The sequence below is a fragment of the Christiangramia oceanisediminis genome (assembly GCF_022570735.2).
GTDB classification, from domain to species: domain Bacteria; phylum Bacteroidota; class Bacteroidia; order Flavobacteriales; family Flavobacteriaceae; genus Christiangramia; species Christiangramia oceanisediminis.
Genome location: NZ_JANCNS010000001.1, coordinates 680,971 through 702,374, shown reverse-complemented (window position 1 = coordinate 702,374; position 21,404 = coordinate 680,971). Strand labels below are relative to the sequence as shown.

Sequence of the window (21,404 nt, the reverse complement as noted above, 5' to 3'; positions counted from 1 at the left end):
GCTTAATTTTCCAGTTCGATGGGGTTATTCTCTTTTTTAAATCGTTCCCGAAATTCTTTTTTAGCTTCCATCTCCCGCTCATCGCTCCAGTGAATTTTAAGACCTCCACTTCGCATGACGCTTAGAGGGTCTCTTTTAAAGTTATCCCTGATCTTTGAAAATTCGCTTTTATCCATTTCCAGATAATCTTTCTCCTTTATGATCTGACTAACTCCAGGCTTAAGTTCCTGGAAGCCTTTTAGTTTGAAATGGTAATGTTTTTGATCATCAAAGACCTCAACTATCAGGCCGGGCAAGCCTGAGAACTTGTAGGGACCTTCCGGAACTGGTATTTCCGGTGTAAACCAGGCTGTATAATTCCTTCCCCTGAAACGAGTAGTGGCCTTCTGTGCCCGGTATCCGGCGATGGTATCGGTTTCTGGGTGGATCTGCCAGTTTTGAGGTTTCAATTCCTCCTGATATTTGATCTTATCTTTAAAAAACTTTTCTACGAACCAGATTTCCTGATTCGTATGATCTTTAAAAATTTTATAATTAAATTCTGTATTTGGGATTTGTGCCCTGATTCTGGAAAATGCAGCCATGCTTTTATTGCTCCTATCTCGATAATGCATCAGGGAGTCTTCTACCGCGTGCCCCAGGCTGCTGAACATGGAATACTGGTCACCCAGGTATAGAACCATGGTTTCTGATTTTTTGGAATCAATATCGGTAGAATCAACCTGGTGACCTAGCTCATAGGATGCTTTATAGTTGAATGTACCTGTCATTTTTTGTGAATGAACAGTAAGGCACAGGAGGATAAAAATCGAGCTTAATAGCTTGGTCATGGTTTTATTTTAGTTCGATGGGATTTTGGTTCTTATCAGCTTCCCTGCGGTCTTTCAGATTCTTTTTTTGAGACCTGTCTGCCTTGATGGTGATACGTTTACCGCCAGGTCCAACGTAATTGTTAACGTATTTGATAGGATCTTCTTCAAAGCGTTGCTTCAGTTCAAAAATTTCCACCTTGTCGGCTTCCTGGTAATCTGCCGGCGGAATGTTCAGTTGCATAGGCTCATATAGTTTTTCAAGACCAACAAAGCTGAAAACATATTCCTGTTCAGAATCTTCCAGTTTGAGGATCAAACCTGGTAATCCCGAGAATTTATAAGGTCCGTCAGGGATAGGAATTTCTGTAGTGAACCAGGCTGTATAATCTCTTCCGGCGAATGAGGTAGAGGCCTTTTGAGCCGAATATCCAAAAATTTCCTGGGATTCTGGCAGTATATTCCAGGAAATCTGTCCTTTCGGTTCGGTATAAAATAGTTTGTCCTGGAAGATCTTTTCACCGTGATAGATTTTGTTTTCGGAAACGTCCTTAAATATTCTGAAGCTGAAAGCCGATTTAGTGGCGCTTGCTTTTTGCTTCCAGTGTTCCGTACCCAGCATCGCGATATTGGCAGACGAGGAGAGCGAATCTTTCAGGGCCTGCCCTTTGCTTAGGAATAGCGAAGCCTGGGAACCGGCAAATAACCACATAGGCTCCGTTCGAATTTTTCCGGAATCGGTTGAATCTGGCTGGTACCTGAGTTCATAAGTAATTCTGTATTCCAATTTATTTTCCTGGCTGTAAGTTGGAAAGAAATAGATGAATAAAAGGCTAATGAGTAGAAAATGCTTTGTCATTGAATGGGAGGATTTAAAAGATTGATGAATGATTTCCTGCAATTTGCAGAAAAAAACAGGCCTTCACAAGGAAAAACTATAAAAATAGTTATTTAACTATAAAAACAGGTGAAATTCATTTTTCCTGTTGAATCAGCAATTTTATAACTTCTACCCGAAAATTAGTGCATCCTATGAAAGCATATATAAAGCCGCTAGCCTTGATCCTGGGTCCGTTCATATTCTTCAGTTTACAATTACTAGAAAGTCCGGAATCCATGCCCGAAGCGGCTTTCGATGTACTGGGAGTAACCATTTGGATGGCGATCTGGTGGGTTTTTGAAGTTATCCCCATCGCCGTAACAGCCTTGCTTCCCATCATCCTGTTTCCACTCACCGGCGCGATAGATATTGAAACAACCACCGCGGCCTATGGGCATAAATATGTGTTCTTATATCTGGGCGGATTTATACTCGCCGTAGCCATCGAAAAATGGGATCTGCATCGGCGAATTGCGCTCAATATCATAAACCTAATTGGAACCGATATTAAGTATATTATCCTGGGTTTTATGATCGCGACGGCATTCCTGTCTATGTGGATTTCCAATACGGCCACCTCTGTGATGATGCTTCCTATTGGAACCGCGATCATTAGTCAGTTAAAGGATAACCCGGAAACGGCAAAAGATGAAAATGCGCTTTTCGGGAAAGCTCTTATGCTTGCCATCGCTTACAGCGCATCTGTTGGTGGTATTGCTACTCTTATAGGGACGCCGCCCAACCTGGTCCTGGCCGGGATCGTGCAGGAGCTTTACGGCATCGAGATCAGTTTTTTGAAATGGTTAATGCTAGGATTACCCATTTCGGTTTGTCTTTTATTTATTTGCTGGAATTATTTGACCAGGAAGGCCTTCAATTTTGAAAACAGCAAATTCCCGGGTGGCCGAAAAGAGATCAGTCGCTTGTTGCTGGAATTAGGCAGAATGAGCTTGCAGGAAAAAAGAGTTTTGATCGTTTTTGGGTTCACGGCATTTTGCTGGATAAGCCGCAGCTATTTGATTCAGCCATTCCTGCCATTCATAGATGATACCATAATCGCCATCACGGCAGCCGTCTTATTGTTCGTGATCCCATCGGGCAAACCCAAACGGAATTTGATCACCTGGGATGAAGCGGTTAAGATCCCATGGGGGATCATCCTGTTATTTGGTGGAGGAATGGCCCTGGCCAAAGGTTTCAGCGATTCCGGATTGGCTATCTGGATTGGTGAACAATTGGTGAATCTTGAAAACCTGCCATTGTTTCTGCTGGTCCTGGTCCTTATAGCGGCTGTTAATTTCTTAACCGAAGTGACCTCGAATCTGGCTACCACCGCCATGCTGCTACCAATCCTGGCCTCCATGGCCGTTGCTTTAAACCTGCATCCTTATTATTTGATGGTTGGAGCAACGCTTGCCGCCTCCTGTGCTTTTATGCTTCCGGTTGCAACTCCACCCAACGCCGTGGTTTTTGGTTCGGGGCATTTGAGAATTCCTGATATGATTCGAACGGGGATCTGGATGAATATCATTTCCATCATCCTCCTGAGCCTTATCGTTTATTTCGCTCTGCCGGTCTTATGGGATTTTGATCCTAAAGTGATCCCGGAAAGATTCAATTTATCTGAAAATTAAGAGCACGAAGACTGGTTAATCTTCGACCTTTTCTTCCTTATTATTAGTCCTGGCTTTTAGAAAGTATTTAGGACTCACACCGTATTTTTCCTTGAAGATCTTCGAAAAATAACTCCGGTTATTAAGGCCTATAGAAGTAACAATTTCAGAGATATTCTTTTCTGAATGCGAAAGCATTTCTTTAGCGGCCTCAAGTTTTACGTGCTGCATATACTTGTTAACCGTAAGATTGTAAACATGTTTAAAGCCTTCCTGTAATTTATTGACGTTGGTACCCGCTTCCTTGGCCAGCGACTCAACGGTGGGATTGGTGCTGATGTCTGACTGCAGCCTCTTGGCGATATAATCAACTTTCTCGATATCTGATTTTCGCAGGATCTGCGGAAGATGATCACCATTTGCATCATCCTGGTATTGGGCGATCTGTATGACCAGCATCTCGAAAGCCTTTCCTTCCAGGTACAGGTTTCTAAGAAAACCTGTATAATCCTTATTATTGATATCCTCCATCAGGTCCGCCGCCTTGATGCTATAGTTTCCCTGGTAAAAGAACTGTTTCTTGGAAATCGCATCCATAAAGACTTCCTTCAGATTAGGGTCCAGGTCTTTGAAGTCGTAGTTGGAGCGGTGTGCGAATATAGACCGAATGATCTCCAGGCTGCTTACATGAGTTAAAATGTCCTTTTTAAAATACAGTACATGCCCATCGTAGCCATGGCTGCTTACAACGATGTTCTGGTAGGTATCTATCTTATGTACCTTATCGCTCTTTTGAAAACTATGCCCAACACTGCCTTCCGAACAAAAAATGAACTTGAGCGGATGCACGGTGCTTATTGAAAAATGTATCTCTACATCGCGGTAAAACTTGCAATAATAAGTAACATAGCCAACACCTGAATCAAAACTGCAACCTCTAATATAACCTTCACCAAATTCTTCCGGAATTTCAATACTCAGTTCACCGCTCCTATTAATTAGTTCGGTATTCAGGCTTTTGGCCATGTCTTCTAGAATCTCATTTACCGGTAAGGTTTTTACATCTATTCTCATATGCATAAGATCATGCGACGAAGCGTCTTTTAAAGTTACAGGTTTTTTAACAAATAATTCGAAAAATCGCGGCGGGTAAAATTATAATTTGTGTGAAAAAATTAAGAATCCCTGTCAATATTATCATTGTTTGAGATAATTGTAATGCGAAAAACGTTATTTGACTCTTATCGATTGCCTCCCTGTGTGGGATATGGCGGAAAATCTCAATCCTAAAACTTCTGTTAATTCTCAAAAGATACTTTTAAAAGGCCCGATTTTCCTTTATTTTCTATAAAAATTTAAAATTATGGATTCGAAAAAAGACAGATCGTCTCCTGTACCAACCGATCACAAAGAGTCAGAAAAAAGCAGGAATCAATCTACCGAAACGCGCACCGGGAATTCCGGTTCAAAATTATGGGTGGTTATCCTTATCGTTATTGTATTTTTACTTATTATTCTATCGATAACGGGAGTGGTGACATTGTAAATCCAACTGCTCCTTTTTTACGTACATTTTTAAAAGCATGAAATTTTATGTCTAAATCCTATTACGATCCTTCAGATCTCAGGAAATTTGGCGAAATAACCGAATGGAGTGAAGAATTAGGAAAAAAATTCTTTGACTATTACGGGAAGGTCTTTGAAGAAGGAGCACTTTCCGCAAGGGAAAAATCCCTAATTGCACTGGCGGTATCGCACGTGGTTAAATGTCCCTATTGTATTGATGCCTATACCAAGGACGGGCTTCAACGAGGCATAACCAAGGAAGAAATGATGGAAGCCGTTCATGCCGGGGCAGCGATCGAGAGCGGGGCCACCCTGGTTCATGGTGTGCAAATGATGAACAAGTACAAAAAATTAAGTATGTAGTTAGGTCTATTTTCGACCAACTATGCAAATAATCGTGTATGAAATTAAAATCCCTGAAGTATCGGAAAGATGATCTTTCCAGTCCGGCAAATCAGCTGGAATATTTAAGCAACGGGATCTTTAAGGAGAAAGAATTACCTTATTTTAAAGACAAAATTGCCCAAACTGGCCATTTCCCCCTAAAACCTAAGAAACTGGAGATTCTCCAGATCAACCTGGGTTATATGTGTAACCAGGTTTGTGGGCATTGTCATGTTGATGCGGGTCCAGACAGGAAAGAAATCATGACCAGGGAAACCATGCATCAGTGCCTGGATGTAATTAAAACCACTGGAGCACATACCCTTGATCTTACAGGTGGTGCACCAGAAATGAATCCTGATTTCCGTTGGTTTGTTGAAGAAGCATCTAAAGCCGGGATCAGGGATTTTATCGTAAGGTCAAATCTTACCATTATCCTTGCAAATAAGAAATACCATGATTTGCCGGAATTCTTTAAGAAGCATAATGTTCACGTGGTTTCCTCCCTGCCTTTTTATAAAAGGGAAAAGACCGATAAACAAAGAGGCAGCGGGGTTTTTGATAAATCCATTAAAGCCCTTCAAATGCTTAACAAAGTCGGGTATGCCCAGGAAGGTTCTAATTTGAAGCTGGACCTGGTCTACAATCCTTCCGGAGCCTTTTTACCAACCGACCAGGCGGCTATGGAAAATGATTTTAAACTTGCCTTAAAGGAAGATTTCGACATCGATTTCAATAACCTGTTTGCGATCACTAATCTTCCTATCAGTAGGTTTCTGGAATACCTGATAGCCTCCGAAAATTACGAGGATTATATGTATGCCCTTGTAGAGGCCTATAATCCTGCGGCGGTAGATAATTTAATGTGTACCAATACGATCTCTGTGAGTTGGGATGGCTGGTTATATGATTGTGATTTCAACCAGATGCTGGAGCTTAAAGTAAAAAGCAAGGTAAAGCATATAAGCGAATATAATGAGGACCTGCTGAACGATCGTGAGATTGTGATCTCCCAGCATTGTTACGGTTGTACCGCTGGTGCCGGTAGCAGTTGCCAGGGTAGCGTAGCTTAAATCCTATGGTATTGAAAAAGGTAATTTTTGGCTTCATCTTTATATTTATAGGATTTTCGGCAAATTCCCAGAAAACCCTGGATCATCTTCTGGACAGGTATAATAGAGGGGATATTCCTTATATCTCGGTTGAAGAATTAAAGATGAAATTAGAGAAGGAGAAGCTTGTTCTGTTGGACGCAAGAAAAGCAGAAGAATTTGAGGTTAGCCATATCAGGCAGGCTAGCCTATTCGAAGAATCGAATGAAAGCCATAGTCTTTCCAATGTAGATAAGGATACTGAAATCATAGTTTATTGTTCCCTTGGTATCCGTTCAGAAAAAGCGGCCAGGAAATTGAAAAAAGCCGGTTTCAGGAATGTCAGGAACCTGTATGGAGGGATCTTTGAATGGAAAAATAAAGGCTACGAGGTTGTGAATGATGAAGGTGAGCAAACCGAAAAGGTGCATGTGTATTCCGAAAACTGGTCCCAGTGGTTAAACCAGGGCGAAAAGATATACTAGGTGCAGAATAGATTATTGATCATTTTTACAAAGAACCCTGAACGGGGGAAGGTCAAAACCCGACTTGCAAAGGATATTGGGGATCAAAAGGCTCTGGAGATCTATAAATTTTTGCTCGAGCATTCCAGGAAGGTCACTTCAAAATTAGCTGTTGATAAACAGGTATGGTATTCCAATAAGATCAGTGAAAATGATATTTGGGATAATGAGCTTTTTTCGAAACGACTTCAGGAGGGATCAGATCTGGGAGAGCGAATGGAATTAGCTTTTAAGAAGGGATTTGCTGAAGGATATAAACAAATTGTGATCATTGGAACAGATCTTTTCGACCTTAAAACATCTGATTTAGAAATGGCCTTTTCTGCTTTAGACGATCATGATTACGTGATTGGGCCTGCCAAAGACGGGGGGTATTACCTTTTTGGAATGAATTCCCTAAATTCGAAGGTTTTCAGGAAAAAAAACTGGAGTACTTCCACGGTCCTGGATGATACGCTGGAAGACCTGCTAAATTTCAAATTAAAAATTTTAAGAACACAAAATGATATTGACGTGCTGGATGATCTTAATGATCATTCGGCCTTAAAAAGATTAATAGAATCATGACAGACAGAATTAACGAATCTGTAGACTTTTTAAAAGCAAAAGGTTTTGGAAAGCCAGAAGTAGGAATCATTCTGGGGACAGGCCTGGGTCAGTTGCTGGATCACATAGAGATCGAGATAGAAACCAGCTATAATCATATTCCATATTTTCCTACAGCCACCGTAGAGTTCCATAAAGGGAAACTGATCTTCGGAAAACTCGAAGGAAAGAAAGTAGTGGTCATGCAGGGAAGATTTCACCTATATGAGGGTTACAATCTTTTTGATGTGACCTACCCGGTGCGGGTCATGAAACGACTCGGAATCGAGCGACTGCTGGTTTCCAATGCCTCCGGCGCCATAAACCTCGATTTCAAGAAAGGAGAGTTGATGTTGATCGATGATCATATTAATCTTTTGGGAGGTTCACCGCTAGCCATGCATGGGGTGGAACGGCTGGGAGAACGCTTTGTGGACATGAGCGAACCCTATGATGCTGAAATGAATCAACTTTTCCAGGAAGCAGCATCCGATCTCGGGATCAAACTGCACAAGGGAGTCTATGCTTCGGTACTTGGACCTCAACTGGAAACCCGCGCAGAATACCGGTACCTGAAGATCATTGGCGCCGATGCGGTTGGGATGAGCACGGTTCCCGAAGTGATCGTTGCCAGGCATTTGGGAATACCTGTTTCAGCTATTTCTGTGATTACCGACCAGGGAGACCCGGATAATCTTGAAAAGGTAGATATCCAGGATATCCTGGCGATGGCTGCCAAGGCTGAGCCAGATATGGTAAAATTATTTAAGAACCTCCTTCAGAAATTATAGAAATTAAATGAGCTATCTAGAAACTACCAAAGATGTATATCGCGAAGCAGCCCTGACACCCGATGTGGGACTTTGCTGCACTACCAATCCTGTTTGGGAACTGCCTGGCCTTAAGATCCCAAGGATCATGCAGGAAATGAATTATGGTTGTGGGTCAACGGTTCATGCTCGCGATCTGGTGAATAATCCAAGAACGCTGTATGTTGGAGTGGGCGGCGGAATGGAATTGCTGCAATTCGCTTATTTCTCCAGGCAGAGATCTGGAGTGATCGGGGTGGACGTGGTAGACGAAATGCTGGAAGCTTCGCGAAAGAATTTTAAGGAAGCCGAGGAACTCAATCCATGGTTTAGTTCCGATTTTGTGGATCTAAAAAAGGGAGATGCTACTAATCTGCCGGTTGAGGATAACTCCATAGATGTGGCCGCACAGAATTGTTTGTTCAATATTTTCAAAACCGATGAGCTTACACAGGCCTTAAAGGAAATGTACCGGGTGCTGAAACCTCACGGCAGGCTGGTGATGAGCGATCCTACCTGCGAGCAGGAGATGAACGAGGAGTTGCGTAATGACGAAAGACTTCGTGCCCTGTGTTTGAGCGGAAGTTTACCTATTTCGGAATATGTAAAGGCGTTAACCGATGCTGGTTTTGGAACTATCGAGATCAGGGCCAGGAAACCTTATCGTATCCTGGATCCAAAGAATTATCCAACAGATGAACTCATTTATATTGAATCCATTGAAGTTGCGGCGATCAAAGATCCAATGCCTGAAGATGGTCCCTGTATCTTTACCGGGAAAGCGGCTATCTACTACGGCGACCAGGATCATTTTGATGATGGGAAGGGGCATATTCTGGTAAAGAATCAGCCTTTGGCGATCTGTGATAAGACGGCCGGGGCACTGGCCAGTCTGGAAAGGGATGATATTTTCATCAGCGAATCTACCTGGCATTATGATGGGGGTGGTTGCTGTTAGCACTTCCCGACTTTACTCGAAGTGACTCATTTGATGTTGTGCGCGGCTGCTAAAACAATTGCCAGCTTGAGCGGAGTCGAAAGCTACGGCTTTAATGCAGTAATGAGAATCTGTCAGCCTGAGCGAAGTCGAAGCCTTCCGGTGTCATCTTGAGCGGAGTCGAAAGCTACGGCTGTCTGGATTATTCGTCTGTAGCTGAAAAGCTAAAACGAACCAGCATCTCTCAGGCTGAGCGGAGTCGAAGCCTAATTTTTGTCAATTTGAGCGGAGTCGAGAGCTAAACTATTCAAAACAAAACCTATGAAAAAGTACATTCTAATTTCCCTGATCCTGGTCACAGGCTGCTTTTCGTTCGCTTCCTGTAACCTGATATCCAGCGCCGGTTTTAACAGCAAGGGCCTGCCAACTCCCGATATGAAGGATGAGGTTTCGGCAAATACGAATTCCGGTGTTCAACTGGATCATTCGGCCTGGGATGCACTGTTGAAAAAACACGTGCAGGAGGATGGTATGGTCAATTACAAGGGGTTTCAGAAGGATCGCGAGGAACTGGATAAATACCTGCAAATGCTTTCTGCCCAGGAGCCTGATGACAACTGGTCCAACGCAGAACTGCTGGGTTATTACATCAATCTCTATAATGCATATACCGTAGACCTGATCCTTAGAAATTATCCGCTTAAAAGCATCAAGGATATCAGTGGCCCATGGACCAAAGAATTCATCCAGGTAGGCGATACCGAAATTTCTTTGGGTGCCCTAGAAAATAGCATTCTTAGAAAGATGAACGAGCCAAGGATACATTTCGCCATCAATTGCGCTTCGATCTCCTGTCCTAAGCTTATGAACGAAGCATTTACCGCAGGGAAGATCGAACAACAATTGGAGAAAGCGACTTCAGAATTCATCAATTCCGGTAAGAATGAGATCAGTGAGGATTCAGCTCAACTGTCTGCTATCTTCGACTGGTATAAAGGAGATTTTACCGAAAATGGAAGTTTGATTGACTATGTGAACCAATATTCCAAGGTCAAGCTGGCTCCAGATGCGCGTATCGAATTCAAGGAATATAACTGGAACCTGAACGAGGTGAATTAAAAAGTATATGATCAGCATCATTATTCCGGTATATAACGAAGAAGACCAGCTGCCGGTGCTGCTTGATCACCTGCAAAAAAAATCAGCAGGGCTAGTTTCACAGGTCATCATTGTTGACGGAGGAAGTACAGATGGCACCGTACAGGTCGCCAAGAATTTTCCAGGAGTTACTTATATCCGATCAAAAAAAGGCCGCGCTGTACAATTAAATGCCGGGGCAGATACGGCTACTTCTGAGTTGCTGTATTTTTTACATGCAGATAGCCTGCCTCCTGAAAATTTCGATCAGCTAATTATACAGGAATTTAAAAAAGGCAATAAGGCCGGTTGTTTCCGAATGAAATTCGATAAGGACCACTGGTGGCTCAATCTGATGGGTTGGTTCACCAGGCTTAACCATATTTCCTGCAGGGGTGGAGACCAGTCGTTATTTGTGGAAAGGGACCTGTTCTTCAAAATAGGGGGTTATGATGAAAGATACCAGGTCTATGAGGATAACGAGATCATTAAAAGGCTTTATGATCAAAAGATGTTTGTCGTGATCAAAAGTCCTATTGTCACTTCTGCCAGGTTATACGAAAGGATGGGAATTTGGAAAACCCAGAAGCTGTTTGCGGAGATCTACTGGAAACGGAGATTTGGTGCAGGCGCAGAGGAGCTTGCTTCTCATTATTATAAACGTATCAATTCGTGAATTTCCTGTAATATTCCTGTACCACTTTCTGCGCAGGTTTGTTCTGCGGGGTGAAGCGGTTGTTATCCAGACCTCCGGAGTCCGGATCCTGGTGCCATTTCCATAAAAATCCACCGGCAAACCAGTCCTCCGGCCAGATTTCTTCATAAATCACTTTTAAGGCTTTTGCCTGGACAGTATGATTCAGTTTAATGCTGTCACGACTCGAATTCCAGGGCTCTTTCAGGGCATGGTCCACACTTCGGTAGCCGTACTCGGTAAACAGTACAGGCAGATCATTTTCTGAAGAAAGTTTCTCCAGCATTAGTCTATGTTTTTCCCAGCCATCAATGATTTCGGCTTCTGAAGGAGCCTCCTCCTCGCTCAATGGAAAATAAGCATCCACACCTATGTAGTCCAGGTGTTGCCAGATTTCGGTTTGATCGGCTTTATCCCAGTTTTCGGCATAGACCAGTTTTCCATGGTATTTCTTCCGAATTTCTTTGATCAGGTTTTTCCAGAATTCCGGCCGTTGATCAACAAAATTGAAAAGTTCGGTTCCAATACATACTAGTTCAAAATGATGCTTTTCGGCGATTTCGGTGTAAAACAGGATATAGTTGCGATAGGAATCTTCAAATTTCTTCCATTCCTTTTCCGAATTAAAGGAAAGATCCCCTGTGAATTCTCCATTTCTAAGCCAGATATGAGGCTTCATCATCAGCTTCAATTTTTTCTTTTTCAAAATGGCGATCGCATGTTCGATCCCTTCTTCTCTTTCCCCGAACCATTGCCTGTTGTTGTTAAAGATCAGTTCGGGGTTATCTTTATCACCCATAAAAGCATAGGGCATTAGGGCCACTGCATTAGCATTTACCTGAATGATAGGCTCGACATGCTGGCTATGCAGACTGTCCCGGGAGGCTACAAGGCTAATACCATTGTATTTGGCATTTACAGATCTAGTCGTACAGGAATTCAGCAGTAAAAAGCTGAACATCAACAAGAAAGTCCTGAATATTCGAATTAGCGTCATGTGGATTTTAAAAGTTCCTAATCACAAGGTTAGAACAAAATAATTGTTGAAATAACTTTTATCAAACCGAAGTTACGGCATTAAACACTAATTTATTTAGATAACTGGCCGGCTTTCTTGTTCTTCAATAAACGTTGCTGCTGTTTTACCGTTAAGGTGCTTCCGTCGTGACTCCAGCCAGGCGGCCCGAAAATATACATGAACTTTTCTTTAAAGGAATTAGCCTTTCTTACATCTTTCCAGATATCTTTAAATTCATGAGTGAGGATGATCACCGGGTTGTAAGAATTGGGTGGATGAGTAACACCATACTTTGTGTCTATCTTATTATCTAGTTCCTTCCAGGTACCAAAAATCCTGTCGAAAATATTCAGAATACCTCCATGATTTTTATCCATGTATTCCAGGTTCTGTGAATGATGAACCTGATGCATGGTATGGGTATTCAGGAATTTTTCCAGAAATCCCATTTTTGGAATGTACTGTGAGTGTAGCTGGAATTGCCATAAGGATTCTATCCCTATACAAACCATGATCATTTCAACCGGAAATCCTACTGCAGGTAACCAGATATAAAAAAAAGGTTTGTAGAAATGTGTGAAAAATCCATTTCTAACTCCTGTTCCTAAATTAAAATGGTCTGAAGAATGATGTACAATATGGGCAGCCCATAAAATCCTTATCTCATGATTTGCCCTGTGATACCAATAATAGGCAAAGTCGTCACCAAGCATACAAAGAGCCCAGATATACCATTCATACCCAAATGACTCATACCCGAAAATATTCATATTTTCACCATTGATGACCGGATTAAAAATGGCATAAACACCTTCAAATAAAACGATCATAAAAACTACCTGAAGAAGAGGTGATAAAATAGCAGTGCCAACACCCAGGGATCCACTGGCCATTAGATCTTTCCAGGCATATAAGTCTTTTTGGTTGTTATGGTGACTGTAAGCAATTTCCAGTAAGATAAGCGCTATAAAACAGGGGACTCCATAAGCCAAAGGATTTGAAAAATCCATATAATTACTTTGATTTATTTAAGGTTTACAATTAATTAAATTTGAAGTAGCAGATCGTAAATATTTCATTTTGGGATACTTATAAAATAATTCATTTTTTGAGACTGACCGAATCAATCCGTTCTTTTTTAAATTAAATTCGAGAGGTTAATTAATACCGGCCTATCTTGCTATTCCTTAATTTTTCTGCTTAATTTACTAAATCACTATTCGGCCTTCTGCCGGCTTATAATAATTAATGGAGCATATTGTCATCATCGGAAACGGGATCTCTGGAATCACCGCCGCCAGGCACATCCGCAAAAGGTCGGATCACAGGATCACGGTAATTTCAGCGGAATCAGATTATTTTTTCTCCAGAACCGCCCTGATGTACGTGTATATGGGCCATATGAAATGGGAGCACCTGAAGCCTTATGAAGACTGGTTCTGGGAAAAGAACCGTATCGAACTTAAAAATGGCTGGGTTCAAAAGATCGATTTTGAGCAGAAACAACTGCAATTTTCTGAAGGTGAAAAAATGAATTATGATAAACTGGTGCTGGCAACCGGTTCGGTTTACAATAAGTTTGGCTGGGAAGGGGAGGACCTTGACGGCGTTCAGGGGCTGGTAAGCAAGCAGGATCTGGAACTGCTGGAAGAGAATACAAAATATACCCGAAAAGCAGTGATCGTTGGGGGCGGACTCATAGGCGTAGAATTTGCCGAAATGCTCCGAACCCGGAATATCGAGGTGACTTTCCTGGTTCGGGAAAAGGCTTTCTGGCATAATGTGCTGCCGCTACCAGAAGCCGAAATGATTTCGAAGCATATACGATCACATGGAGTAGATCTAAGGCATAATACAGAACTCGATAAAATCATTCCTGATGAAAATGGCCGGGTAAAAGCAATCCTTACCAAAGGTGGAGAAACGATAGCCTGCGACCTGGTTGGCCTGTGTACAGGAGTGCGGCCTAATATCGATTTTTTAAAGGATACGAAACTGGAAACCGATAAGGGGATCCTGGTGAACCGGTACCTTCAAACCAGCATTCCGGATGTTTATGCCATAGGCGACTGTGTTCAGCACCGGGAGACAATAGGCGAGCGGAAAGATGTTGAAGCAGTTTGGTACACCGGGAGGATCATGGGTGAAACCCTGGCAAGAACCCTAACCGGAGAACCTGCTAATTATGAGCCTGGATTCTGGTTTAACTCAGCCAAATTCTTTGATATCGAATACCAGACCTATGGCTGGGTGTGGCCAATTCCGAAGGACGGAGTGGCCCATTTTCACTGGCAACATAGTGATGAGCCTAAGGCCATTACAATAGCCTATCATTCTGAAACCGAAAAATTCCTTGGCATCAATACCTTTGGAATAAGAATGAGACAGGAAGTATTTAACCAGTGGCTGGCTGAAGAAAGGAAAATAGGCCATGTGCTGGCCAACCTTAGAAAGGCCAATTTTGATCCGGAATTCTATGATCGACATGAGAAAGAAATCTTCCAGAGTTTTAAAAGGGACCTTGAAAAGGTTTAAGAATTAAATCCCCACCGGTTTCCAGAATCTGTGAGGAAAATAAATTGAAAAATAGTGCAATATGAACCCATGATATCAGATTCCTATTACCACATATTTAATCGTGGTAATAACAAACAAGCTATATTCTTTGAAACCAGAAATTATCGATACCTGTTATCGCTGTTTGAAAAATATCTGTTATCGTTATGTGATATCTATGCTTATAGTTTGTTGCCGAATCATTTCCATCTTTTAGTTAAGACCAAGGAAGAAATGCAAGCTAAGGTCATTTCACAAGCTTTTTCAAATTGCTTTAACGCCTATGCCAAGGGAATAAATAAGGCCTATCAAAGGACAGGTAGCTTATTTCAGGATCGTTTTAGAAGGAAGAAAATCGATAATGAAGTTTACCTTAGAAATTTAATTATTTATATTCATCAGAATCCTCAGAATCATGGTGTGGTTTCAAGTTTCAAAAATTATGAATTTTCTTCTTTTGGGAGCTACTTAAAGCAAGATGATACATTTGTTAAAATAGATCCTTGCCTGAATTTATTTGATGGTAAAGAGAATTTCGAAATCGTACATTCTCAGTTTAAAAATAATATTGATTCAGATTTCAATTTTGAATAGCAAAGACCTCACAGGTTTTGGAAACCTGTGAGGTCTAAAATCCACCTGTGAAGGAATAAATAAAACTGAATGAGCAGAATAGAACACAACATGGCGATGACCGGTGATTCACCGGCGTCGATTTCAGGAAAGCAGAAACTTGCCACCGGCCTGGGCTTAAGTGGCCTTTTTATACTGGCACTGGCGCTGTTCAATGTGAACTTTCCCAATAAGACCTTATTCCTGTCACTGGCTTTAGGACTTATTACGATTGGAACCATAATATTTGCAAACGACGCCTATCTTGGTAAGCATCAGGGCATCAATAATAACGGGGTCTGGTTTAAATCCACCACTAATCGCGGTCTGTGGGGATGGGTAGCGGGAATCGCACTCACTCTTTTCTACGTGGTGCTTTACTGGTATCCACAATATTTGGGACTAAACCCGGATGGCGCGAATACCGGCATCATTGCTTTATTCGACCCCCTTAGCAGGTTGATCAACGGAGGGCCGGCCAGTCAGTGGTTTGTATATGGAACACTTTATACGTTGGCGATCCTGATATTTGGGTATAAGTTCATTTTAAAATATCGCCATAATCGGTATGAGGTGCTCAGAACCTTTTCGGTGATGTTCTTCCAGCTTGGTTTTGCTTTCCTGATCCCGGAGATCCTCATAAGGCTGAATAAACCCTACTACGATTTTAAAAATATCTGGCCTTTGAACTATGATCTGTTTGCAGGTTATAAGATCCAGGAGTTTCTTTCTGCCGGTAACCTGGGAATGTTCATGCTCATCTTTGGAGTGCTTTCCATTTTCGTGATCACACCTATCCTCACCTACAAATATGGGAAGAGGTGGTATTGCTCCTGGGTTTGTGGTTGCGGTGGACTGGCCGAAACCGCTGGCGATCCGTACCGGCATCTTTCCGATAAATCCCTGTTCGCATGGAAAGTGGAACGCTGGGTGATCCATAGCGTCCTGGTCTTTGTAACGGTCATGACGATCGCCGTGGTCTATTCATTCCTGGGTGACGATTCCCAAAGCTACTGGTTAACTAAAGACGTATTTCTATGGGCCAGTGCTCTGTTGCTTACGATCGTTTTCGCGCTAATTATGATCTTTAAGAGGGATGAGCTGGCCAAGGATGCCAAATATGGTGCGATCTCTTATTTCGCAATCATCATGGCTATCATCGGGATCAACTATTTCAGCGGGAACTATAAGATCTTCTTTTTTGATGGATACCAGCTGCGGCAATGGTATGGATTCCTTATTGGAGCTGCTTTTTCAGGGGTAATTGGGGTTGGTTTTTACCCCATCTTTGGAAGCCGTGTCTGGTGTCGTTTTGGTTGCCCCATGGCGGCTATCCTCGGAATGCAGCAGCGATTATTTTCTAAATTCAGAATTACTACCAATGGAGGTCAGTGTATTTCCTGCGGGAACTGCTCGGTCTATTGCGAAATGGGAATTGACGTTCGCGCCTATGCTCAAAAAGGTGAAAATATCGTCAGGTCCAGCTGCGTGGGCTGCGGGATCTGTTCAGCAGTATGTCCGCGTGGTGTGCTGAAGCTGGAAAATGGTTCCAGAAAAAATAGAATTCACAACGAAGAAAGCGTGATGGGGGATAATATGGATCTTATGGATTTAATCAAGCAGAGCAGCAAATAAGTGCCCGGCATATCCTAAATTTGCCCTTCCAATTACCAAATTTATCTGATGCCCCAAATCATCAAAGTCATTATTCCCGCATTCAACGAAGAGGAATCCATAGGCCATGTCATCCGCGAGATCCCTGCATATGTTGATGAGGTGATCGTGGTGAGCAATAATTCTACCGATGATACCGAAAAGAATGCGCAACAGGCAGATGCTACTGTGCTTACCGAAAACAGGAAAGGATATGGTTATGCCTGCCTGAAGGGCATGCGGCATATTTCTGAGAATAGCCAGAAACCCGATATTATCGTGTTCCTGGATGGAGATTATTCAGATTATCCCGCAGAAATGGATAAGATTCTGAAACCTATTCTGAAGGAAAATAAAGATTTCGTGGTTGGTGCCCGGGTGAAGGAGTGGAGGGAAAAAGGCTCAATGACCTTTCCGCAGATCTTCGGAAACTGGCTGGCGACTAGTTTGATGAAATTATTCTTTGGTTCCCGTTTCACTGATCTAGGACCTTTTCGTGCGATCAAATACGAGAAATTACTTCAATTGAACATGCAGGACAAAACTTATGGCTGGACGGTTGAAATGCAGTTAAAGGCTTTACGACAAAACCTGAGCTATGTCGAGGTGCCTGTTCACTATAAGAACCGGATTGGAGAGTCAAAAGTTTCAGGAACTGTGAAAGGTGCTATCTTTGCGGGAATAAAAATCCTCGGCTGGATTTTTAAATACAGTTTTAAATGATCGATCTTACGGTAATCATAATTTATACGCTCGCTTTACTCGTTATCTTCATTTACAGCCTGTCCCAGCTTCAATTGTTACTGAATTACCTGAAGGCTGCGAAGGTCACCGATACTGCTGAAAAGTTCGATTTTTCAAAAGACCAGCTTCCTCCTGTCACCATACAATTGCCGCTTTACAACGAATATTATGTGATTGAAAGGCTGTTGCAGAATATTGCCAGGATCAATTACCCCAAATCCAAACTGGAGATACAGGTTTTGGATGATTCTACCGATCATTCCGTTCAGAAAACCGCTGAAATTATCAGGGAACTTCAAGATACAGGGTTGGACATTCAGCATATTCGTCGGGAAAACCGGGTAGGATTTAAAGCAGGAGCCCTGAAGGAAGGGCTGAAAATTGCCAAAGGTGACTATGTAGCCGTATTTGATTCAGATTTTGTTCCGGGAAAGAACTGGCTAATGCAAACGCTTCCTTATTTCAAAAATCCGAAAATAGGAGTGGTGCAAACTCGCTGGGGGCATCTTAACCGGGATTATTCGTTGCTTACCCGCATTCAGGCCTTCGCGCTCGACTTTCATTTTATCCTCGAACAAACCGGAAGGAACTTCGGAAAGAATTTCATCAATTTCAACGGAACCGCAGGGATCTGGCGAAAGGAATGTATCCTGGATGCAGGCAACTGGAGCGGGGATACTTTAACTGAAGACCTTGACCTGAGCTATCGCGCACAAATGAAAAAATGGGATTTTAAATACCTGGAGGATGTAGAAACCCCGGCCGAGCTACCGGTGGTGATCAGTGCAGCAAGGAGTCAGCAATTTCGCTGGAACAAGGGAGCTGCAGAAAATTTCAGAAAGAATTACGGGAAATTGCTCCAAGATCCGTCGATTTCCTGGAGCACGAAATTTCATGGCTTTTTCCACTTACTCAATTCCAGTATGTTCCTGGTTGTTCTTTTGCTGGCCGTACTGAGTGTGCCGGTTTTGTTCATTAAAAATAATAATCCTGATTTCAGCTCGTATTTCAATGTGCTGGCCGGTTTTGCCGTAAGCAGCCTGATCTTTTTTGCCTGCTATTATGTGGCCTACCGCCGTATTCATGGTGGTGGGGCCAGGAGTTTTTTCAAATTCGTGGGCATGTTCTTTACCTTCTTTTCAGTTGCCATGGGCTTCTCGGTTCACAATTCACTGGCTGTTCTGGAAGGACATTTTGGAAAGAAATCGGAGTTCATACGTACGCCAAAATTCAATATCAACTCGCTTACCGATAGCTGGAAAGGGAACAGGTACCTGAAAAATCATATTTCAGGAAACCTGGTGATCGAAGCTCTTTTATTTCTGTATTTCGGATTTGCCATCTTTAGTGCCTTCCGCTTAAATGAATTTGGATTGCTTATTTTTCACCTGATGTTGTTCGCAGGATTCGGATTTGTAGTTTTCAAAAGCCTTAAAGCCGAAGTTTGATTAAATTAGCGGGAAGTCAAGCTATGAAATGGACTTCCAGAAATTAAGCCTTTATAAATATCCCATCATCTTCAGCCTTAGCTGCACTGCGCTGTACCTCGCATTTGCCTATGACCTGGAGCGTAGCGATTTTTTTAAGCTGATAAGCCTATACGGAGCTTTGTTCTTTTTGAGCTTTAAGCTCATCCAATTCCAGAAGCATAATTACTGGGTGTTGATATCACTTTCCCTGGTATTCCGACTCTTATTTATTGTTGCAATACCTATGCTTTCCCAGGATTATTTCAGGTTTATCTGGGATGGGAGGTTGCTGGCAAATGGCTTTAACCCGTACGAATATTTGCCTGCAGAGCTTGTTGCAGATCCAACGCTACCGGTATCCCAGGCCAGGCAGTTGATAGATGGAATGGGAGGTTTAAGCGCAGCTAATTATACCAATTATGCTCCTGTAAACCAGCTGGTGTTCCTTTTTGCGGGCGGGCTGGCTGGAAATAATATCATTTTTTCAGTGATCCTGATGCGGATCGTTATCATCGCTGCCGATTTTGGGACGCTTTATTTTGGCACCCAATTGTTGAGGTCACTTAAACTTCCCGATCACCGAATCTTCTGGTATATGCTGAACCCATTTATCATCATAGAACTTACCGGAAACCTGCATTTTGAAGGGGTGATGGTCTTCTTCCTGGTTTGGGCGCTCTACTTGTTGCACAAAAGAAAATGGATTTGGAGCGCTATAGTCTTCGGAATTTCTGTTTCGGTAAAATTGCTTCCACTGATGTTTTTGCCTTTGCTTTTCAGATATTTTACTGGCTTTTCTTTTCCCGGAATTTCAAAAGCTTCGGCTGCGTTCAGCCAGGCAAATGAGAATTTTTCCGGAAAGAAGAAAAATGGTCTAAAGGAAAAGCATCCGCAAAAAGATAAATCTCGATCACCTGAACTAAATATTTCGACGCGTCACCCCGAGCGGAGTCGAGGACAATCCATCAGTCACTCCGAGCGGAGTCGAGGAAAATCTATCAGTCACCCCGAGCGGAGTCGAGGGGTCATAGCTTTTAGTAAGTTAATTGTTTACTATTTGCTCGTATTTGCAGTAGTAATACTATCATTTTTTCCATTTTTCAATTCTGAAGTAATTCGAAATTTTACCCAAAGCATCGGACTTTGGTTCGGGAAATTCGAATTCAATGCCAGTATCTATTATGTGGTTAGAGAATTCGGTTTCTGGATCAAGGGTTACAATATTATTGGTTCAGCAGGAAAAATCCTGCCCCTCATTACTTTACTCATCATTCTTGGCCTGAGCTTTTTCAGGAAAAACCAAACCACAAAGCAACTTATAACAAGTATGCTGTTCGCAATTACAGCATATCTTTTCCTGTCTACAACTGTTCATCCATGGTATCTAGCTGTTCCGCTAATACTTTCGGTTTTTACTCAATTCAGGTATATGATCGCCTGGTCGGCCGTGGTTTTTCTAAGCTATTATGCCTATTCCAATCCCGAATACCAGGAAAATCTCTGGCTGGTGACGCTGGAATACCTGATTGTATTCGGATATATGGGATGGGAACTTTTTAAAGGAAGGCCACTTAAATTATAAGCAATAGTTTCTGGCTGATTCTAAGGTTCAGCATAAACAGGAATTAATATTCTAATTTCTTTTCAGGCTTCGGATTTGATTTTTTGTCCAGGTAGATGTTCCGGATATAGATCAATCCACCAAAAAAATGAGCGGCGATAAGAACGGGATCATCCCTGAATATTCCGTAGGTGAAAAGTATGGAGGAGCCTATAAGGCTTAAAACCCAGAAACCAATAGGTAACGAAGACTCGCTGGCCTTTTCAGAATAATACCACTGGTAAAAGAAGCGGGATGTATAAATGATCTGCCCAAGAACGCCTAAACCTATGAGCCATCCTGAAATATTTTCCGGTTTAAAAAGGTCACTCCAGGTAAGGCTTCCAAGAAATATTATATATGCCGCGATTCCTATGGGGAAGCTTACTACTAAGGTTTTAAAGATCAGTTTCCTGTTTTTCCATTCCTCCTGTAGTTTCAGGTTACGCCAGTAGATCCCGTAAATGAGGAATTGCCCAAGCATGATCGCGAGGTCTTCGCGTAGATATCCATAAAGGAATAAGAGAATAGCTCCCAGCAGGCTTAATTTCCAGAAAAGAACCGGTGTTTCGATCTTTTTTGCCTTTTCAGACAAAAACCACTGACTTATGAGCCTGGCCGAAAATAACAGCTGCGCTAAAAATCCTATCGCGTAAATTGGCCAGTTCTCCATAAAATAGTAAAGCTGTTCAATATTAATCAATAATTAATACCGAACAGCTT

Annotated in this window: 22 protein-coding genes; 16 read left to right on the top strand and 6 right to left on the bottom strand. The window is 42.2% G+C overall.

Annotated features, from left to right (window positions below):
- Positions 1-2: 2 nt before the first annotated feature.
- Positions 3-830 (bottom strand): GLPGLI family protein, encoded by an 828-nt coding sequence (locus MKO06_RS03230; RefSeq protein ID WP_241550905.1) that lies wholly within the window; start codon positions 828-830, stop codon positions 3-5.
- Between the two features lie 4 nt (positions 831-834).
- A complete protein-coding gene (locus MKO06_RS03225; protein WP_241550904.1) occupies positions 835-1,668 on the bottom strand; it encodes a GLPGLI family protein in 834 nt (277 codons plus the stop codon).
- Between the two features lie 173 nt (positions 1,669-1,841).
- Here MKO06_RS03225 and MKO06_RS03220 point away from each other — a divergent pair, with 173 nt between their 5' ends.
- Complete coding sequence (locus tag MKO06_RS03220; RefSeq protein WP_241550903.1) at positions 1,842-3,323, top strand: SLC13 family permease; 1,482 nt, start codon at positions 1,842-1,844, stop codon at positions 3,321-3,323.
- A gap of 15 nt (positions 3,324-3,338) precedes the next feature.
- On the opposite strand, the gene MKO06_RS03215 is transcribed toward MKO06_RS03220, so the two are convergent.
- Positions 3,339-4,376 (bottom strand): helix-turn-helix domain-containing protein, encoded by a 1,038-nt coding sequence (locus MKO06_RS03215; RefSeq protein ID WP_241550902.1) that lies wholly within the window; start codon positions 4,374-4,376, stop codon positions 3,339-3,341.
- A gap of 289 nt (positions 4,377-4,665) precedes the next feature.
- Here MKO06_RS03215 and MKO06_RS03210 point away from each other — a divergent pair, with 289 nt between their 5' ends.
- The 9 genes from MKO06_RS03210 to MKO06_RS03170 all read left to right on the top strand — a co-directional run bounded on the left by MKO06_RS03210 (position 4,666) and on the right by MKO06_RS03170 (position 11,011).
- Positions 4,666-4,848: a hypothetical protein gene (locus MKO06_RS03210; RefSeq protein WP_241550901.1), complete on the top strand. Its 183-nt coding sequence runs from the start codon at positions 4,666-4,668 to the stop codon at positions 4,846-4,848.
- A 47-nt stretch (positions 4,849-4,895) separates the two neighbouring features.
- Positions 4,896-5,231 (top strand): arsenosugar biosynthesis-associated peroxidase-like protein, encoded by a 336-nt coding sequence (locus tag MKO06_RS03205; protein WP_241550900.1) that lies wholly within the window; start codon positions 4,896-4,898, stop codon positions 5,229-5,231.
- Positions 5,232-5,269: 38 nt separating this feature from the next.
- Complete coding sequence (gene arsS / locus MKO06_RS03200) at positions 5,270-6,325, top strand: arsenosugar biosynthesis radical SAM (seleno)protein ArsS (RefSeq protein ID WP_241550899.1); 1,056 nt, start codon at positions 5,270-5,272, stop codon at positions 6,323-6,325.
- Positions 6,326-6,336: 11 nt separating this feature from the next.
- Positions 6,337-6,828, top strand: a complete 492-nt coding sequence (locus tag MKO06_RS03195; RefSeq protein WP_425248403.1) for a rhodanese-like domain-containing protein — start codon at positions 6,337-6,339, stop codon at positions 6,826-6,828.
- Positions 6,829-7,434 carry a TIGR04282 family arsenosugar biosynthesis glycosyltransferase gene (locus MKO06_RS03190; protein WP_241550897.1) on the top strand — a complete coding sequence of 202 codons (606 nt, stop codon included), beginning with the start codon at positions 6,829-6,831 and terminating at the stop codon, positions 7,432-7,434. It abuts the gene before it with no gap.
- Positions 7,431-8,243 carry a purine-nucleoside phosphorylase gene (locus tag MKO06_RS03185; protein ID WP_241550896.1) on the top strand — a complete coding sequence of 271 codons (813 nt, stop codon included), beginning with the start codon at positions 7,431-7,433 and terminating at the stop codon, positions 8,241-8,243. Before MKO06_RS03190 ends, MKO06_RS03185 begins: the two co-directional genes overlap by 4 nt.
- Before the next feature lie 7 nt (positions 8,244-8,250).
- Positions 8,251-9,219 (top strand): arsenosugar biosynthesis arsenite methyltransferase ArsM, encoded by a 969-nt coding sequence (arsM, locus tag MKO06_RS03180; protein WP_241550895.1) that lies wholly within the window; start codon positions 8,251-8,253, stop codon positions 9,217-9,219.
- A 300-nt stretch (positions 9,220-9,519) separates the two neighbouring features.
- A complete protein-coding gene (locus tag MKO06_RS03175) occupies positions 9,520-10,317 on the top strand; it encodes a DUF547 domain-containing protein (RefSeq protein WP_241550894.1) in 798 nt (265 codons plus the stop codon).
- A 7-nt stretch (positions 10,318-10,324) separates the two neighbouring features.
- Positions 10,325-11,011 carry a TIGR04283 family arsenosugar biosynthesis glycosyltransferase gene (locus tag MKO06_RS03170; RefSeq protein WP_241550893.1) on the top strand — a complete coding sequence of 229 codons (687 nt, stop codon included), beginning with the start codon at positions 10,325-10,327 and terminating at the stop codon, positions 11,009-11,011.
- Here MKO06_RS03170 and MKO06_RS03165 read toward each other — a convergent pair.
- Positions 11,001-12,026, bottom strand: coding sequence for a glycoside hydrolase family 113 (locus MKO06_RS03165; RefSeq protein ID WP_241550892.1), 1,026 nt, complete (start codon positions 12,024-12,026; stop codon positions 11,001-11,003). The two genes, MKO06_RS03170 and MKO06_RS03165, sit on opposite strands and share 11 nt — an antisense overlap.
- A gap of 92 nt (positions 12,027-12,118) precedes the next feature.
- The gene (locus tag MKO06_RS03160; protein WP_241550891.1) at positions 12,119-13,057 is read right to left on the bottom strand and encodes a sterol desaturase family protein; all 939 of its coding nucleotides are present in this window, start codon (positions 13,055-13,057) and stop codon (positions 12,119-12,121) included.
- Positions 13,058-13,295: 238 nt separating this feature from the next.
- Here MKO06_RS03160 and MKO06_RS03155 point away from each other — a divergent pair, with 238 nt between their 5' ends.
- The 6 genes from MKO06_RS03155 (at position 13,296) to MKO06_RS03130 (ending at position 20,663) form a co-directional block, all read left to right on the top strand.
- Positions 13,296-14,582: an NAD(P)/FAD-dependent oxidoreductase gene (locus MKO06_RS03155; protein ID WP_241550890.1), complete on the top strand. Its 1,287-nt coding sequence runs from the start codon at positions 13,296-13,298 to the stop codon at positions 14,580-14,582.
- Positions 14,583-14,636: 54 nt separating this feature from the next.
- Positions 14,637-15,197 carry a transposase gene (locus tag MKO06_RS03150; RefSeq protein WP_241550889.1) on the top strand — a complete coding sequence of 187 codons (561 nt, stop codon included), beginning with the start codon at positions 14,637-14,639 and terminating at the stop codon, positions 15,195-15,197.
- Between the two features lie 69 nt (positions 15,198-15,266).
- The gene (locus MKO06_RS03145; protein WP_241550888.1) at positions 15,267-16,850 is read left to right on the top strand and encodes a 4Fe-4S binding protein; all 1,584 of its coding nucleotides are present in this window, start codon (positions 15,267-15,269) and stop codon (positions 16,848-16,850) included.
- Positions 16,851-16,898: 48 nt separating this feature from the next.
- Entirely contained in the window at positions 16,899-17,591 is a 693-nt protein-coding gene (locus MKO06_RS03140; RefSeq protein ID WP_241550887.1) for a glycosyltransferase family 2 protein, read from the top strand.
- Positions 17,588-19,060 (top strand): cellulose synthase family protein, encoded by a 1,473-nt coding sequence (locus tag MKO06_RS03135; protein WP_241550886.1) that lies wholly within the window; start codon positions 17,588-17,590, stop codon positions 19,058-19,060. Before MKO06_RS03140 ends, MKO06_RS03135 begins: the two co-directional genes overlap by 4 nt.
- A gap of 28 nt (positions 19,061-19,088) precedes the next feature.
- Positions 19,089-20,663, top strand: coding sequence for an MptA/MptB family glycosyltransferase (locus MKO06_RS03130; protein WP_241550885.1), 1,575 nt, complete (start codon positions 19,089-19,091; stop codon positions 20,661-20,663).
- A 43-nt stretch (positions 20,664-20,706) separates the two neighbouring features.
- On the opposite strand, the gene MKO06_RS03125 is transcribed toward MKO06_RS03130, so the two are convergent.
- The gene (locus MKO06_RS03125; protein ID WP_341849942.1) at positions 20,707-21,384 is read right to left on the bottom strand and encodes a lipid-A-disaccharide synthase N-terminal domain-containing protein; all 678 of its coding nucleotides are present in this window, start codon (positions 21,382-21,384) and stop codon (positions 20,707-20,709) included.
- Between the last annotated feature and the right edge of the window lie 20 nt (positions 21,385-21,404).